Annotated in this window: 12 protein-coding genes; 5 read left to right on the top strand and 7 right to left on the bottom strand. The window is 72.5% G+C overall.

Annotation, left to right across the window (positions count from 1 at the left end; translation table 11 throughout):
* Positions 1–106: 106 nt before the first annotated feature.
* On the bottom strand, positions 107–3,604 hold the full coding sequence (locus ACH4G3_RS21270) for a CHAT domain-containing protein (RefSeq protein WP_397625961.1): 3,498 nt from the start codon (positions 3,602–3,604) through the stop codon (positions 107–109).
* 269 nt (positions 3,605–3,873) lie between these two features.
* Here ACH4G3_RS21270 and ACH4G3_RS21265 point away from each other — a divergent pair, with 269 nt between their 5' ends.
* The 3 genes from ACH4G3_RS21265 (at position 3,874) to ACH4G3_RS21255 (ending at position 6,246) form a co-directional block, all read left to right on the top strand.
* Entirely contained in the window at positions 3,874–4,296 is a 423-nt protein-coding gene (locus tag ACH4G3_RS21265; RefSeq protein ID WP_397625960.1) for a hypothetical protein, read from the top strand.
* Complete coding sequence (locus ACH4G3_RS21260) at positions 4,274–4,459, top strand: helix-turn-helix domain-containing protein (protein WP_397625959.1); 186 nt, start codon at positions 4,274–4,276, stop codon at positions 4,457–4,459. Before ACH4G3_RS21265 ends, ACH4G3_RS21260 begins: the two co-directional genes overlap by 23 nt.
* A gap of 401 nt (positions 4,460–4,860) precedes the next feature.
* The gene (locus ACH4G3_RS21255; RefSeq protein WP_397625958.1) at positions 4,861–6,246 is read left to right on the top strand and encodes an MFS transporter; all 1,386 of its coding nucleotides are present in this window, start codon (positions 4,861–4,863) and stop codon (positions 6,244–6,246) included.
* A gap of 58 nt (positions 6,247–6,304) precedes the next feature.
* Here ACH4G3_RS21255 and ACH4G3_RS21250 read toward each other — a convergent pair whose 3' ends face one another.
* The 4 genes from ACH4G3_RS21250 to lnt form a co-directional block, all read right to left on the bottom strand.
* The gene (locus tag ACH4G3_RS21250) at positions 6,305–8,251 is read right to left on the bottom strand and encodes a helix-turn-helix domain-containing protein (RefSeq protein WP_397625957.1); all 1,947 of its coding nucleotides are present in this window, start codon (positions 8,249–8,251) and stop codon (positions 6,305–6,307) included.
* Between the two features lie 74 nt (positions 8,252–8,325).
* The gene (locus ACH4G3_RS21245; RefSeq protein WP_397625956.1) at positions 8,326–9,126 is read right to left on the bottom strand and encodes a 3-hydroxybutyrate dehydrogenase; all 801 of its coding nucleotides are present in this window, start codon (positions 9,124–9,126) and stop codon (positions 8,326–8,328) included.
* A gap of 54 nt (positions 9,127–9,180) precedes the next feature.
* The gene (locus tag ACH4G3_RS21240) at positions 9,181–9,660 is read right to left on the bottom strand and encodes an NUDIX hydrolase (protein WP_397625955.1); all 480 of its coding nucleotides are present in this window, start codon (positions 9,658–9,660) and stop codon (positions 9,181–9,183) included.
* A gap of 67 nt (positions 9,661–9,727) precedes the next feature.
* Positions 9,728–11,344: an apolipoprotein N-acyltransferase gene (lnt, locus tag ACH4G3_RS21235; RefSeq protein ID WP_397625954.1), complete on the bottom strand. Its 1,617-nt coding sequence runs from the start codon at positions 11,342–11,344 to the stop codon at positions 9,728–9,730.
* Between the two features lie 315 nt (positions 11,345–11,659).
* On the opposite strand from lnt, the gene ACH4G3_RS21230 reads away from it, so the two are divergent.
* Positions 11,660–12,667 (top strand): O-antigen ligase family protein, encoded by a 1,008-nt coding sequence (locus ACH4G3_RS21230; RefSeq protein ID WP_397626182.1) that lies wholly within the window; start codon positions 11,660–11,662, stop codon positions 12,665–12,667.
* Positions 12,668–12,679: 12 nt separating this feature from the next.
* On the opposite strand, the gene ACH4G3_RS21225 is transcribed toward ACH4G3_RS21230, so the two are convergent.
* Together ACH4G3_RS21225 and ACH4G3_RS21220 are read right to left on the bottom strand one after the other, a co-directional pair.
* Positions 12,680–13,234, bottom strand: coding sequence for a hypothetical protein (locus ACH4G3_RS21225; RefSeq protein ID WP_397625953.1), 555 nt, complete (start codon positions 13,232–13,234; stop codon positions 12,680–12,682).
* A 168-nt stretch (positions 13,235–13,402) separates the two neighbouring features.
* Positions 13,403–14,188, bottom strand: coding sequence for a glutamate racemase (locus tag ACH4G3_RS21220; RefSeq protein WP_397625952.1), 786 nt, complete (start codon positions 14,186–14,188; stop codon positions 13,403–13,405).
* A 39-nt stretch (positions 14,189–14,227) separates the two neighbouring features.
* Here ACH4G3_RS21220 and ACH4G3_RS21215 point away from each other — a divergent pair, with 39 nt between their 5' ends.
* On the top strand, positions 14,228–15,421 hold the full coding sequence (locus ACH4G3_RS21215) for a glycosyltransferase (RefSeq protein WP_397625951.1): 1,194 nt from the start codon (positions 14,228–14,230) through the stop codon (positions 15,419–15,421).
* The last annotated feature ends 19 nt before the right edge of the window (positions 15,422–15,440 follow it).

Here is a 15,440-nt window from a genome sequence, read left to right as displayed (position 1 = left end):
GTTGGCATTCGCTCATGGAGCGTGCGCGGACGGGCGGACCTGGTTACGGGGGCTGCGCGCTCACTGCCTGGTGATCGACTTGTTCCGAGGTGTTGTGTGGGCGGTTCTATGTGCCGGTGTGGATATGGGCGGCCCAGAGGGTGGGAGTGGCCAGGTAGTCGGTTCTGATGCGGCGAATGGCGTGGTGCAGAGCGAGAGCGGTTCGGCTGGTGTGGGGTGGATGGGTGCCGTGGTCGGTGAGGCGGGTGTAGACGTCGACTGCGATGCGGGTGGCGGTGTGGTCGTCGATGGGCCACAGGGTGCCGATGACGTTGCGGTAGCCGGCGAGTTGGAACGCGGCAGTGATGTGCACGGCTTCGTCGGCAAGGGTGGGATGGGTGTCGGTGGTGCTGCAGGCGGACAGGTAGGCGAGGTCGGCATGGGTGAGGTGCAGTCGGGAGACGGCGGTGACGGTGAGCGGATGGCTGGTGTGGTCGTGCAGGAGCAGTCGGCTGGTGTCGGGGGACGTCCATTCGCTGACGCCGTGGCAGGAGAAGTGGGCCACCGCATGGCGGGGCAGGGCGGCGGTGACGGCGTCGTGTGTGGCGCGGTGCCCGCGCAGAACGGTCGCTCCCGGGAGCAGGCTGGTGAGCCGGCGGGTTTCGTGGCTTGCACCGGGCAGTGAGGGGGCGCCTGGTGTGTCAGGCATCGCGACGATCACCGCCGGCCCCCGTTGTGTGGTGGGGGCGGGGGATGCGGGTGCCTGGCGGGCGTAGGCGAGGGCACGGATGGTTGCCGTGTACGAGGAGGCCACGCGATCCAGCACGGTGCGCGGCTGCGGGGCGCCGGTGGTGATGTCCTGGTGGTGGCCGGCGGCGTGCAGTGGCAGGAGCGTCATCCCGCCGACGGGGCACCACCACAGTCGTGGCCACGGCCGGCCCGGCTCGGGTGTGCGGGTGTACCCGAGGTCGGCCAGGATCGGCCCAGTGGTGGTGTCCCACAGCCAGGCGAGGATCTCGTGCAGGACGGCCTGGGCGTCCTTGCGTTCGGCGCGGTTGGTGGCGGTCACGGCTGCCCGGCGGGCGTTGAAGAAGCGGACCGCTTGCTTGTAGACGGTGTCCTGGGTGAGGTCGGTCAGCGGTATGTGCCGTACCGGTTTGTCGGAGTCGGCGGTCAGGACCAAGGCGTCGCAGCGGCCGGCGTCGGTGCTGACGATGACGATCGGCCCGGGCTCGGCCTGCGGTCGCAGCCGGTCGACGGGGGGCGGGGTCAGGAAGTCGGCGAGGCGGGGGCGGGCGCGGATGCGATCGAGCAGCGTGTTCCATTCGGCCGCGGCTTCGCGTCGCTGGTCGGCCAGCCGGCGGGCACGGTCGAGGTCGGGCGCGTCGGCGAGCAGCCCGCTGCCGCCCGGGGACGGGGCGGTCTCCAGGTACGCCAGGTGGTCACGGAGGTGGGTGAACTGGTCGGCGAGGTCGGGGGCGTGCGCCCGCAGCCGGGCTTGATCGGTGCGGGCGTCCATGGTCTCGGCCAGCAGCAGCCCGCGGGCCTGTTCAAGGAGTTCCACGGCTCGGTCGGCCCGGCCGACGCGGAGCGCGGCCGCCGCGGCACCCGCGCCGATGCCGGCCACCTCGCCGAGTCGGTGGGCGCGGTCGGCGCGGCGCAGTTCGCGGGAGGCCACCTGTGGCAGCAGGCTCACCACCGTTTCCATCGCGGCCAGGGCAGCGGAATGGTCGCCGGCCAGCGCGTCGGCCTGTGCCTGCAGTCGCCCGGCCCTGATCCGGTCGGTGACGGCGGCGGTGGGTGACTCGGCCGCGCGAGCCAGTGCGGCCCGGGCCTGCGAGAGGGACTCCTGATCCCCGGTTTGTTCGAATGTCTTGCGCAGTGCCGCCGCCAGGCCGGTCAGGTAGTCGGCGTCGGGGGTCACCGCGACCGCCGCACGGCTGGCTGCGACGGCCTCGCGCAACGCGTCCGCATCACCGGTCTCGTCGGACAGCAGGCTCAGAGTGACCCCGAGGTTGGACAGGTATCGGGCGTGCAGTGGGTGGTCGGCCGGGGTGGCCGCCAGGGCGGCACGGCCGGCTGCGACGGCCTGGCGCAACGCGTTCACATCACCGGTCTTATCGAACAGAGCAAGGAGACCGATGCCGAGATTGGACAGGCTTCCGGCCCACAGCGGGTGGTCCTCGGGGATCTCCGCGACGGCGTCCCGGCCGGCGGCGAGGACTTCCCGCAAGGTCTTCAGGTCACCGGTCCGGTCGTACACCGCGAGGAGTGTGTTCCCGAGGTTGGTGAGACGGCTGGCCCGCTTGAGATGCCGGTCGGGGGTGGCGGCGACGGCGGCCCGGTGGGCAGCGGCCGCTTCGTGCAGCAGATCCACGTCTCCGGTGTGCTCGAACAGCTCGCGCAGGCTCACGCCGAGGTTGGCCAGAGCCATCGGGTGGTCGGGGTGGCCGGCGGGGGTGGCGGCCACGGCGGCGCGACCGACGGTGACCGCCTCGCGCACCGCGTCGACATCCCCGGTGTGCTCGTACAGCACTTCCAGCACACCGTTGAGATTCGTCAGGGGTCCGGCACGGCCGGGGTCATCGTCCGCGGTGGCCTCCACCGCAGCCCGCGTGACGGCAACTGCCTCGTGGAGTGTGGCCAGATCGCCCGTTTCACCGAATGAGAGGCGCAGCACGGTCCCGAGGTTGGACAGGCAGGTGGCCCGTTCAGGATCGTCCGCCGGCAGGGTGGCGACCGCTGACCGTCCGGCGGCGACCGCCTCGCGCAGCGCCTCCGCTTCCCCGGTGTGCTCGAACAGCTTGTGCAACCTCCTGCCGAGGTTCGTCAAGTACACCGCCCGGCTGAGACCGTCGTCCGGAGTCGCCGTCACTGTGTCCCGCGCCAGCCGCACCGCCTCCCGCAGCATCTCCATGTCCCCGGTGTGCTCGAACACGGACTCAAGCGCGAGTCCGACCTCGTTGACGCGGTCGACGTACTCGGGATCGTCATCGGCAGTGGCCTCCAGCATGGCCCGCCCCACGTTGACCGTCTCCCGCACCGCGTCCATGTCTCCGGTCCGCTCGGCCAGCGAGGACACCGCGGTGTGCAGGTTGGACAGGCATATACCCCGCTTGGGGTGCTCGTCCGGGACAGCGGCCAGGGTCGCCCGGAACACGCGGACGGCTGCCTGCAGCGCATCGAGGTCACCGGTGCGCTCGTACCACTCGTACAGCAGGCCCCCTTGGCCGGTGTAGTCGGCCGGACTACCACGCTCGGCCTGGTCACCGCCCTGAGGCCCACTGCCCGGCGGCGTCTCCTCCTCGTAGAAGGTGCGCAACAGCTCCGGCACGGCCTCGGGATCAGCGGCGTACACCGGCTCCAGCACCATCAGGGCCAGCTGCAGATCGTCGTCCCACTCGCCGACCGGCAGCATCTGGACACGCTGCCAGTACAGCCAGCCGAGCGCGTGCAGCGCCTCCAGATCGACGGGTTCATCAGGATCCACCGCCGGCCCCAGCACCCGCGCCAGCAAGGCGTCCGCCTCCTGCATGGCATCCGGGGCCAGCACCGGCCGAGAATCATCGGTCTCGATCGCCTGCGCGGTCCGCGCCCGGACCGCCGCGAGCAACGTCTCCCGCACCCGTGACCTCCCGCTCCACATCGTGTCCGGAGACGATAGCGGCCGTCCGGCTGTCGGCAGGAACTACTCGGCCGGACACCATCCCGTCGCGGCCCCCCCCCCCCCCCCCTCAGCGGACACATCACCATCCGAACGCGGGCAAGCAGGCGACGGCCATCCCTCTTGATGAACACGCCGTACGCCCAGCGGCTCACAGCGCCACTGTCCATGCGGTCGCGTCCCTCGAAACACCCGTTCCGAAAGGCGACTTGCTCCTGCAAGACGGCACCATGACCTGGGACATCCCAGGCTCACCGCAGCTGCTCGCCGTCCTCATCACCTGGCCCTGCGGCGCCAGGCTCTTCCGGTACGGCTCCCAGCGGCTCTCGTTGATCGCGCCGGCCCAGCAGTGGCTGATCGCCTGCGGCCGTCACCGGCCGCGATCCGCATCGATGAGGGGACCAAGGCGCAGCACCGAGCCGAGGGCGGCAAAGGGCGTAACCAGTGGTCCCCCGGCGGCAGTTGAGTTTGGTGTGAAGAAAAACAACCATCTTGTCGAGGGCCTTGACGGCCTTGCCTACACCGCCCGCCTGCCGCTGTCGAGTGCCACACTGAACTGGCTCGCCGCCCTGATACGCGGCCATCTGAAGAAGATCGGCTCCAGGTGGCGGGCGCTGCCTCGCCGGCATCGTGCTGGCGGTACTGCGCTGTGACCAGCGGCCCGGTGACGTGGCCGGCGGCAGCGGCATCCACCGCGCCACCGTCACCCGCTGGGTACGGGAGGTCGTCGGCCTGCTCGCCGACCGTGCCCCGCGTCGCGCACTGAAGAAGATCGCCCGAACGGGTGGCGGAGCAGTACTGCTGGACGGCTCCTGATCCGCACCCGGCGCCCCACCGGAACAGCGGACCGGAAGAGCTATTCCGGCAAGCACAAACACCATGGCCTGCTGGTGATCGCACTCACCGACGACAAGAGCGCCGTCACCTACCACACAACGACTCTGAGCCGATGAACCCCAGATGTCCGAGTTCAACGGAGCGTAGTCAGCACGGGAGTCAGCACCGCACCGTCAAATCGTCCCGAACAGCGCGTCCCGGACAGCATGCGTTCTGCCCGCCTCGGGGCCCCTGAACCGCCCTTCCGCGAGCCGGCATGGTGGCCACACGCATAGCCAACCCCCGAACTATGTTGCCCCACCACATGTGCGCCTGACCTGCATGTTTCTACCGTGTGCCGACACGTACCCGTCCCCACCGCACACGAGGAAGTGGCGCACATGGCCTCCGGAACCACCGCTCCCCCACCCGCCGGCAACCTCAAGCGCATCGTCGCCGCCAGCCTCATCGGCACCACCATCGAGTGGTACGACTTCTTCCTCTACGGCTCCGCCGCCGCGCTCGTGTTCAACAAGCTGTTCTTCCCGGACTCCGACCCGCTCGTCGGCACGCTGCTGTCGTTCCTGACGTACGCGGTCGGGTTCGCCGCCCGGCCGCTGGGTGCGCTGGTGTTCGGGCACTACGGTGACCGGCTCGGGCGCAAGAAGCTGCTGGTGCTGAGTCTGCTGCTGATGGGCGGGGCGACCTTCGCGATCGGGCTGCTGCCCACACACGCCACCATCGGGTCGGCAGCGCCGGTCCTGCTCACCGTGCTCCGGCTGGTGCAGGGGTTCGCGCTCGGCGGCGAATGGGGCGGTGCCGTGCTGCTGGTGTCGGAGCACGGGGACGCGCGGCGGCGTGGGTTCTGGGCTTCGTGGCCGCAGACCGGCGCACCGGCGGGGCAGCTCCTCGCCACCGGTGTGCTGTCCCTGCTGACCGCCGTACTGTCGGACGCCGCGTTCGGCAGCTGGGGCTGGCGGATCCCGTTCCTGCTCTCCGGGGTGCTGGTGATCGTCGGTTTGTGGATTCGTCTGTCTGTCGATGAATCGCCCGTCTTCAAGCAGGCGTTGGCGCAGGCCGAGGCACGCAAGGCGGACCGGGCCACGGAGGCCGAGAAGCTGCCGCTCGTCGCCGTGCTGCGGCATCACTGGCGTGACGTCCTGGTCGCGATGGGCGCGCGCATGGCGGAGAACATCAGCTACTACGTCATCACGGCGTTCATCCTCGTCTACGCCACCACCTCGGCCGGTGTCTCCAAGCAGACCGCGCTCAACGCCGTACTGATCGCTTCGGCCGTGCACTTCGCCGCCATCCCGGCGTGGGGAGCGCTCTCCGACCGGATCGACCGCCGTCCCGTGTATCTGATCGGTGCGGTCGGGGTCGGGCTGTGGATGTTCCCGTTCTTCTCGCTGATCGACACCGGCGGCTTCGGCAACCTGCTCCTCGCCGTCACGGTGGGGCTGATGCTGCACGGTGCGATGTACGCGCCCCAGGCCGCGTTCTTCTCCGAGATGTTCGCGACGCGGATGCGCTACTCCGGAGCGTCCATCGGCGCCCAGTTCGCCTCGGTCGCGGCGGGTGCGCCCGCGCCGCTGATCGCCACCGCGCTGCTGTCCGACTACGGCAGCTCGACGCCGATCGCCCTGTACGTCATCGCCGCCGCCGTGCTCACGGTGATCGCGGTGGCGGCGGCCAAGGAGACCCGCCACCGGGATCTGGCCGACGTCGCTGCTCCGGCCGACGCGGGCCGGACCGCGGAACCTGCGGCGGACGCCCGGACCCTCTGACACATCCCGGCACCGGCCCCCGTGCGTCCGTCCCCGCCCCCGGGGACCGCGCACGGGGTCAGTGCCGTGCCGGCGCCGACAACCGGTGCAGGCGCAGGGCGAGTTGGATCTCCAGGGCGCGGGCCGGACTCTGCCAGTCGTCGCCGAGGAGACGCCCGACGCGCTCCAGGCGCTGGGCGACCGTGTTCACATGGACGTGCAGCTCGTCCTTGGTGCGGGCCGGGCTCATACCGCAGGCGAAGTACGCGTCGAGGGTGCGCAGCAGTTCCGTGCCGCGTCGTCGGTCGTACGCGACGACCTGGCCGATGGTGCGGTCGACGAAGCCGGGGATGTCCCGGTCACCGGCCAGGAGCAGCCCGAGGAAGCCGAAGTCCTCGGCGGCGGCCCCGTCCCCGGAGCGGCCGAGGAGCCGCAGGGCGTCGAGGCAGCGCCGGGCCTCGGCGTAGGCCGTGGCCACGGCGTCGGGGCGGGCGGCGAGGTTCTCGGCGGGTGCGGAGGCGCCGACGGTGACCGGGGCGTGGACCGCTGTGCCCAGGTGCCGGGCGGCACTGCGGGCCAGTTCGGTGGCGGTGTCGCCGGGGCCGAGGGGCAGCAGCAGGACGGTGCCGCCGTCGCGTGCCGCGGCCAGCCCGTGCCGGGTCGCGGCGAGGTGGGACGCGGCGGCGGCCAGGCGTCTGCGGGCGTCCGCCTCCTGGTCGGCGTCGGGCGCGTCGCCCTCCAGGCGTGCGGCCAGCACGACGTGGAGCGCGTCGAGGTCGGCGTGCAGGCGGGCAGCGCGCTCCCGCAGCAGGCGCGGGTCGCGGTCGCGGGCGTCGAGCAGGTCGTCCAGGAGTTCGCCGCGCACGCGTTGTTCGGCCTCGGCCGCGGACCGGCGGGCCAGGAGCAGCAGGGACGTGACCATGGCGGCGCGCTCCAGGGTGCGCTGGTCGACGGGGTCGAGCCCCGGGTGACCGCGCAGCACGAGCGCGCCGAGCAGTTCCCCGCCGGCTGCGACGGCGGCGATCCAGTCGTCCTCGTGCCGCACGGCGTGACCCTCCGCGCGGGACGCCTCCAGGGCCTCGGCCGGTGCCGCGGCGGCCTCGGTGAACTCGACCGTGCCGTCGAGGACTTCGGCGACGGCGGCGGCCACGTCGTGGACCCCGCCGCCGCGCAGGACGAGTTCGGCGAGTCGGTCGTGTACGTCGGAGGCGCGTTCGATGACACCGCTGCGGTCCTGGATGATCTCGTTGGCCCGCTCCAGGTCGGCGAGGGCCGACCGGGTCTCGGCCAGCAGGTTGGCGGTGTCGATGGCGGCCGCGGCGAGGGCGGCGAAGGAGCCCAGCAGGGCGATCTGCTCCCGCTCGAAGACCCGGGCGCGGCGGTCCGCGGCGAACAGCACGCCGATGACGTGATGCCCGAGCGTGAGCGGCACGCCGAGGATGGCCACGAGCCCCTCGTCCCGCACGCCGGCGTCGATGGTGAGGGTGTGCTGGAAGCGGTCGTCCTTGAAGTAGTCGTCGGTGACATAGGGACGCGCGGTCTGTGCGACCAGGCCGCCGAGACCCTCCCCCATGCCGAGCCGCAGCTGCTGGAACCGGGCCGCGACCGAGCCCTCGGTGACCCGCATGTAGGTGTCGCCCCTCGCCGGGTCGTTGAGACTGAGGTAGGCGACGTCCGTGCCCAGCAGCGACCGGGCGCGCTGCACGATCGCCTGGAGTACGGCGTCGAGGTCGCGCAGCCCGGCGAGGTCGTGGGCGGTCTCGAACAGTGCGGACAGCTCGGCCTCGCGGCGGCGCCGTCCCTCCAGCTCCGAGCGGACGCGCAGGGCGAGCGGCTTGGCCCGCTGGAGCGCGGCGATCCACTCCGCCGGCCGCCCTTCGGCGCGCGCGAGCAGCACCGGCTGCTCGTAGGCGTCGGCGGACGCGCCCCGGGCCAGGAGCTCGAGAAACGGCGTCTCCGCGCCGGCCGGTGGCGGTTCGGCGAGGCCGGCGGAGCGCTCGGCTGACTGCACGTGATCGCTGGACATGTTCACAGGATTCACCATGACCGGGCCGTCCCGTCAGCCCTGTGGACAACTCCCGGGCGGACGGGGCCGGAGGCTCAGTGGGCGGTCCAGCCGCCGTCGAGCACGAGTGAGGTACCGGTCATGTAGGACGCCTGCGGACCGCACAGATACGCCACGGCCTCGGCGACCTCCTCCGGTTCGATGAGCCGCTTGACGGCGCTGTCCTGGAGCAGCACCTCGGACAGGACGCGCTCCTCGGGGATGCCGTGCGCCCGGGCCTGGTCGGCGAGCTGTTTCTCGACCAGTGGGGTGCGCACATAGGCCGGGTTCACACAGTTGGAGGTGACACCGTGGGAGGCGCCTTCGAGGGCGGTGGTCTTGGAGAGTCCCTCCAGCCCGTGTTTGGCGGCCACATAGGCCGACTTGTAGGCCGAGGCGCGCAGCCCGTGGACGGACGACACATTCACGATGCGGCCCCATCCCTGTCCGTACATGTGGGGCAGGGCACCGCGGATGAGCCGGAAGGGTGCCTCCAGCATCACGGTGAGCACCGTGTGGAAGACGTCGGGCGGGAACTCCTCGATGGGGCGCACGAGCTGGAGCCCGGCGTTGTTGACGAGGACGTCGGTGCCCGCGGCGGTGAGTTCGGCGGCGTCCAGGTCGGTGAGGTCGAGGACGTGCGGTTCCACGGTGCCCGCGAGGTCGCGACCCTGTCCGGCGAGCGCCTCCAGGCCCGCGGCGTCCCGGTCGACCGCTCTCACCTTCGCCCCGGCGGCCGCGAGCCGCAGCACGCAGGCGCGGCCGATGCCGCCGGCGGCGCCGGTGACGAGCGCGGTGCGGCCGCCGAGGTCGAGCGGCAAGGCGTGGGGAGCCGGAAGGACACGGGACGCGGTCATGCCTCGACCCTAGGCAGCACCATGGGCGCGCCCCATGTGGTCACGCCCTACAGTTCAGCCGGATTCAGTGGGGTCGAACCATGTGGGGGCGTCCGACAGAGCCTGCTTGATCCGGAACAGCCCGAACTCGTCCAGCCCGGGCAGGGCGTCGATGTCGAACCAGCCCACGTCCAGCGACTCGTCGTCGTTGACCCGTGCCTCGCCGCCGACGGCCCGGCAGCGGATGGTGATGTCCATGTACTGGCAGATGTCACCGTTGCCGTAGGTGACGGGTTCCAGGGCCTGGACGAGGACGACCCGTTCAGCGACACAGCGTACGGCTGTCTCCTCGTAGACCTCCCGCACGGCGCAGGCCGCCGGCTGCTCCCCCGGTTCCGGGATGCCGCCGATCACGGACCACTTGCGGGTGTCGGACCGGCGGTTGAGCAGCACTCTGCCCTCGTCGTCGAAGACGAGGGCGGTGACTCCGGGGAGCCAGAGCAGCTGGTGACCGGCCGAGGCGCGGAGGGTACGGATGAAGTCGGGAGTAGCCATGGCCCGACCCTAAGGGGCGGGATGCGGCGCCCCGGCGGGTTTCAGGAGGCGTGCGACCGGCGTACGGCTACGCGTCACCGGCGCGTCGCCCGCGCAGACCGGCCCCGACAGCCCAGCCGAGTCCGCCGGCCGCGACCAGCACGAGGGCGATCTCCGGCAGGATGCCGAGCTGTGTGGCGGGGGTCTGCGAGGAGCGCAGCGGCACCTTCTGCACGAGTGAGTCGGCGACGAACATGCCAGTCTTCTGCGTGATCTTCCCGTCCGGCATGATGATCGCGCTGACACCGCTGGTCACCGGCACCACCACGGTCCGGCTGTGCTCGACCGCGCGGACGCGGGACATGGCGAGCTGCTGGTAGGTCATCTCGCTGCGGTCGAAGGTGGCGTTGTTGCTCGGCACGGAGATCATCTGGGCGCCGTCGGTGACCTCGGAGCGGACGGTCCAGTCGAAGGCGGCCTCGTAGCAGGTGACGAGACCGACCTTGGCGCCGTCCATGGTGAACACGCCCGGCTTGGTGCCTCGGCTGAAGTCCTGGCGGACCATCGCCGTCCAGTTCTCGTTGATCGCGCCGATGAGCGAGCGCAGCGGGAGGTACTCGCCGAACGGCTGGATCTGGCGCTTGTCGTAGGTGTCGACGGGGCCCTTCGCCGGGTCCCAGAGGATCTGCTCGTTGTAGAGCTTGCCGTCCCGCTCCACGACGCCGCCGACCGAGATGGGCACGCCGACGGCCTTGGCCGCCGTGTCGATCACGGCGCGGGCGTCGGGGTTGGCGAAGGGGTCGATGTCGGAGGAGTTCTCCGGCCACAGCACGAAGTCGGGCCTCGCGACCTTGCCGGCCTTGATCTCCGCGGCCAGGCGTTCGGTCTCGCGCGCGTGGTAGTCCAGAACGGCCCGCCGCTGGGAGTTGAAGTCGAGGCCCGCCCGCGGCACATTGCCCTGGACCACGCCGACGGTGACGCTGCCGTCCTCGGCCTTGTCGCTGACCAGCGGCCGGGCGGCGACGGCGCCGATGACCGGGACGGCCAGGCTCAGCAGGCCCACGGCCGCCGCAGCCCTGCGCACCGTGCCGGTGCGCCGCCACACCACAGCCAGGCGGGCGACCTCGTACAGCCCGAAGCCGCACAGCACGACCGCGAAGCCGAGCACCGGGGTGCCTCCCACAGCGGCGAGCGGCAGGAACACACCGTCCGCCTGCCCGAACGCGACCTTCCCCCAGGGGAAGCCCTCGAACGGCACGCGCGCGCGTGCCGCCTCGCCTGCGATCCACACGGCGGCCGCCCACACCGGCCATCCGGGCAGCTTCGACACGGCGGTGACTCCCGCGCCGACCAGCGCGACGAAGATCGCCTCGATCGCCACCAGGGCGAGCCAGGGGCCGGGTCCGACCTCCACTCCGGTCCACACCAGCAGCGGCAGCAGGAAACCGAGCCCGAAGAGGTAGCCGAGGCCGAGCCCCGCCTTCCAGCCGCGGCCGCGCAGCACCCAGCCGAAGACCGCGAAGGCCGGCAGGGCCAGCCACCACAGGGTGCGGGGCGGGAAGCTGACGTAGAGGAGCAGGCCGGACAGCGCGGCTGCGGCGGCCGGGAGGAGGCGCACGAGCCGCCGGGCCCACGTCCGCGCCCCGGGCGCGGTCCGCGGTTCCAGCTGGTCCGACTCGCCGACGGAGGTTGCGGTGACGGTCACTCCCGGAGTGTAAGGCGAGCGACCTTGACGCCGACAGCGCGGTCCACGAGGTGGCGGCGTCCCGGCCTCGCCGCGCGTCTGCTGCAACGTTCCTGCTCATTTCGTCACGACACATCCACAAACCGTCCACCAGCGGCTACGGTGTGCCGAAGCCTCAGTCGCGCTGCCGGTGGCGGCCCGTGCGGCCGGGGTCTTCACAGGTCGGGGGCGACGCGGCGCGGGGGGCGGGGCGGGGTGGGTTCCAGTGGGCTGACGTCCGCGTCCGGGCAGGACGCGGACGGTGACAGACGAATCGTTGTGGACGCGGCCGGCGTCATGGTGCTGGGGGCCTGCGCCGGCTGGTCCCTGATCACGGCGGCGATGCACGACGGCCGGCCCGAGGGTGTGCTGCTCGCGGTGCTGGCCGTCGCGGCCGGTTACGCCGCCGGGCGGATCGGCGGGGCGCTGCTGCCCGTCGGCGCGCCCTGCGCCGGGGCTCTGGCGGGTATCGGGCTGACCGTGGCCGTGCCGCACCTCGCGCCGGGCCCGCAGATCACCACACCTCTGGGGCATGCAGGGGCGACGGCTGCCGTGCTGACCCTGTCGGCCGGTGCCGCGTGCTGCGCGGCCTGGGCCGCTCGCGTTCCGGCCGTGCGGTTCACCCTGCGGCTGGCGGCTGCCGGCGCCGCGGTGCTGGCGGCCGCGCTCGGCTCGGCCACCGGATGCGTCGCTTCATTCGCGGTGCTGTTGTGCTCGCTGGCCGCCGGCCGCACCCGTCACCGCGGCGCGGGCCTCGCCGCACTGGGCGCGGTCGCCGTCCTGGTGACCGGCCTGACGTGGGCGGTCGCGGCACGGGCCGTACCGGGCGGGCTCGCGGCAGCCCTGGAGGAGCGGCTGACACCGCACCGGGTGCAGCTCTGGCAGGACGCCTGGCATCTGCTGCGCGACGACGCCGCCCTGGGTGCCGGCCCGGGGCGCTTCGGGGAGCTGAGCACGACGTCCGCGCAGTCACTGCTGTCCGACGGCAAGCCCCACTCGGCCCCCCTCCAGCAGGCGGCCGAACAGGGGATCGTGGGTGTGGCCCTGCTGGCGGCGGCGTTCGCCTGGGTGCTGTACGCGTTGTGGCGCAGCCCGCGCCCGACCCCGGTGGCGCTCACCGCGGGCGCGGCCCTGACGGCGGTCGCGGTCATCGCCGCGTTCGGCAACGCGCTCAGCTTCACCGCGGTGTCGGTGGGTGCGGGCCTGCTGGCGGGCATGGCCACGGCCCGGCCGCTCACCGAGGAACCGTCGAGCCCCGCGCCGGACACGCGCCCCCGGGGCGCCGGACGCACCCCGGCGTGGTGAGCGGACGTCCGCTCAGTGCGCGGGGGCGCCCGGCTTGGTCCGCCCCAGCCGCGCCTTGATCACCTGTACGGCCGCCTCCGCGTCGTCCACGGTGATCGTGAAGGTGTGTCCGTCCCACATCTCCAGCACGACGCCCTCACCCCGTCGCACGACCACCGCGGTGCCCTTCTCCGGCCGCCATCGATAGCCCCAGCCACCCCAGTGCCGGGGCGTGACGTGCGAGATGTACGTGGCGCCCGCCACCTGGGAGAGCGGGATACGGCGGCGGGGCAGTCCGATGTGGCCGCAGCGCACCTCGAGGTGCTCATGGTCGACCCGCAGGGCGACGTGCACGAAGGCGAGCGTTCCGAAGAGGACCAGCAGCCCGGCGGCGATGCAGCCGACCACGGCCATGGCCAACGGGGCGATGCCGGATGTCCAGGCCGAGTCGACGGCCAGTTCGATGCCCAGCGCCATGCAGGCGGCGCCGATGAGCGCCAGCAGCCACTGGACGCGGTTGGTGGCCCGGCCGGTCCAGACGTCGGTGTGCGCGTGGGGAGCGTGCTCGCCGTGGCGGTGGTCCCTCATGTCTATGAGGTTACTCAGGTTTCGCTCCGCTGGTACCTCGTAGCGGAGCGTTACTGCGCCGGCCGGGCGGCGGGACGGATCCCGTACGCCGACCGTGCCGGGCCGACACGGTGTGCCGACGAAGCGGCGCGTTTCCGCACGTCGGCCTCGCCGGGTGGCCGGTGCCGGTCAGCCGGTCGGCGTGACCGCCTGCAACAGCCGTCCTTCGGCGTATGCCAGGGCGGTTGCGGGCAGCGGGCCCTCGCGTCCGCTCAGCAGTACGGTCAGGCTGCCGTGCGGCGTGGCCCCCGGCGCGGGCTGCCGGCCGAGCCGGCGCAGGGCCTGCGCGGCCACGGCGCCCGCGGAGCCGTGCAGCACGAGGGGCGGCCGGCCGGGGCGCTGGACGGCGGCCCGGATGCGCTCGGCGACCAGTTCGTAATGGGTGCAGCCCAGGACGACGGTCGTCACCTCGTCGGGGGTCAGGGCGGCGGCCGCGGACACGGCGGCGTCGATCGCCGCCTCGTCCGCGCGTTCGACGGCCTCGGCGAGGCCCCAGCAGGGCACCTCGGTGACGGGAACCCCGCCGGCGAAGTCCCGGATCAGGGTCCGCTGGTACGTGCTGCCGGTGGTGGCCGGGGTGGCCCAGATGGCGAGGTGTCCGCCGCCGGCCGCGGCCGGCTTGATCGCCGGGACGGTGCCGATGACCGGGAGCTCCGGTTCGAGGCGGGCGCGCAGGGCGGTGAGCGCGTGCACCGTCGCGGTGTTGCAGCCGACGATCAGGGCGTCGGGGCGGCGCGCGGCGGCCGCCTCGGCGACGGCCAGGGCGCGCTCGGTCAGGTCTTCGGGGGTCCTCGGGCCCCACGGCATGCCGTCGGGGTCCAGGGAGAGTACGAGATCGGCGTCGGGGCGCAGCCGCCGAACCGCGGCGGTGGCCGCCAGCAGACCGATTCCTGAGTCCATGAGCGCGATCTTCACCCGATCACGATAGACGATGAGCGGTGCCGGGCGGTTCCGGTGGGGCAGACTGCGCGCGTGAGTGCCGTTGTGTGGACTGCCGCTGGATCACTCCTCGCCTGGCTGTGGCTGCTGCTCTGTCAGGGCTTCTTCTGGCGCACGGATGTGCGACTGCCATCGCGCCGGGAACCGGACGCCTGGCCGTCCGTGTGTGTCGTCGTCCCGGCCCGCGACGAGGCTGCGGTGCTTCCCGACGCGCTGCCGTCGCTGCTCGGGCAGGACTATCCGGGGCGGGCGGAGGTCCTCCTCGTCGACGACGGCAGTACGGACGGCACCGGTGACCTGGCGCGGGAACTGGCACGCCGGCACGGCGGGCTGCCGCTGACGGTGGACTCGCCGGGCGAGCCGCCTGCCGGCTGGACCGGCAAGCTGTGGGCGGTGCGCTACGGCATCGGCCTGGCACGCGCGCGTGCTCCCGAGTACCTGCTGCTGACGGACGCCGACATCGCGCACGCGCCGGACAGCCTGCGGGAGCTGGTGGCGGCGGCCCGTACGGGTGGGTTCGACGTCGTCTCGCAGATGGCCCGGCTGCGGGTGGAGAGCATGTGGGAGCGGCTCGTCGTCCCGGCCTTCGTCTATTTCTTCGCGCAGCTCTACCCCTTCCGCCGGATCGGCGGGAAGGGCACCCGGACGGCGGCCGCGGCCGGTGGCTGCGTCCTGCTGCGGGCGGAGGCCGCCGAACGGGCGCGGATCCCGGACGCGATCCGGCACGCCGTGATCGACGACGTGGCCCTCGCGCGGGCGGTGAAGGGCAGCGGCGGCCGCGTCTGGCTGGGGCTGGCAGACCGGGTGGACAGCGTCCGGCCGTATCCGCGGCTGGGCGACCTGTGGCGGATGGTGTCGCGCAGCGCGTACGCCCAGCTGCGGCACAACCTCCTGCTGCTGGCCGGGACGGTCGCCGGGCTGGCGCTGGTGTATCTGGTGCCGCCCGTCGCGGTCGTGGCCGGCCTGGCGACGGGGAACGCGGCGACGGCCATCGCCGGAGCGTCGGCCTGGCTCGTGATGACGGGGACGTATGTCCCGATGCTCCGCTACTACCGGCAGCCGCTGTGGCTCGCTCCCCTGCTGCCGTTCACCGCGTTCCTCTACCTCCTCATGACGGTCGACTCGGCGGTGCAGCACTACCGGGGACGCGGCGCGGCCTGGAAGGGCCGCACCTACGCCCGCCCGGACGCCGTGCCCGACGAGGGCTGACGGCCGCGCGCACGGCCGC

It is taken from the genome of Streptomyces afghaniensis (assembly GCF_044327915.1).
Taxonomy (GTDB): Bacteria; Actinomycetota; Actinomycetes; order Streptomycetales; family Streptomycetaceae; genus Streptomyces; species Streptomyces afghaniensis.
This window is presented reverse-complemented; position numbering and strand designations above follow the sequence as displayed.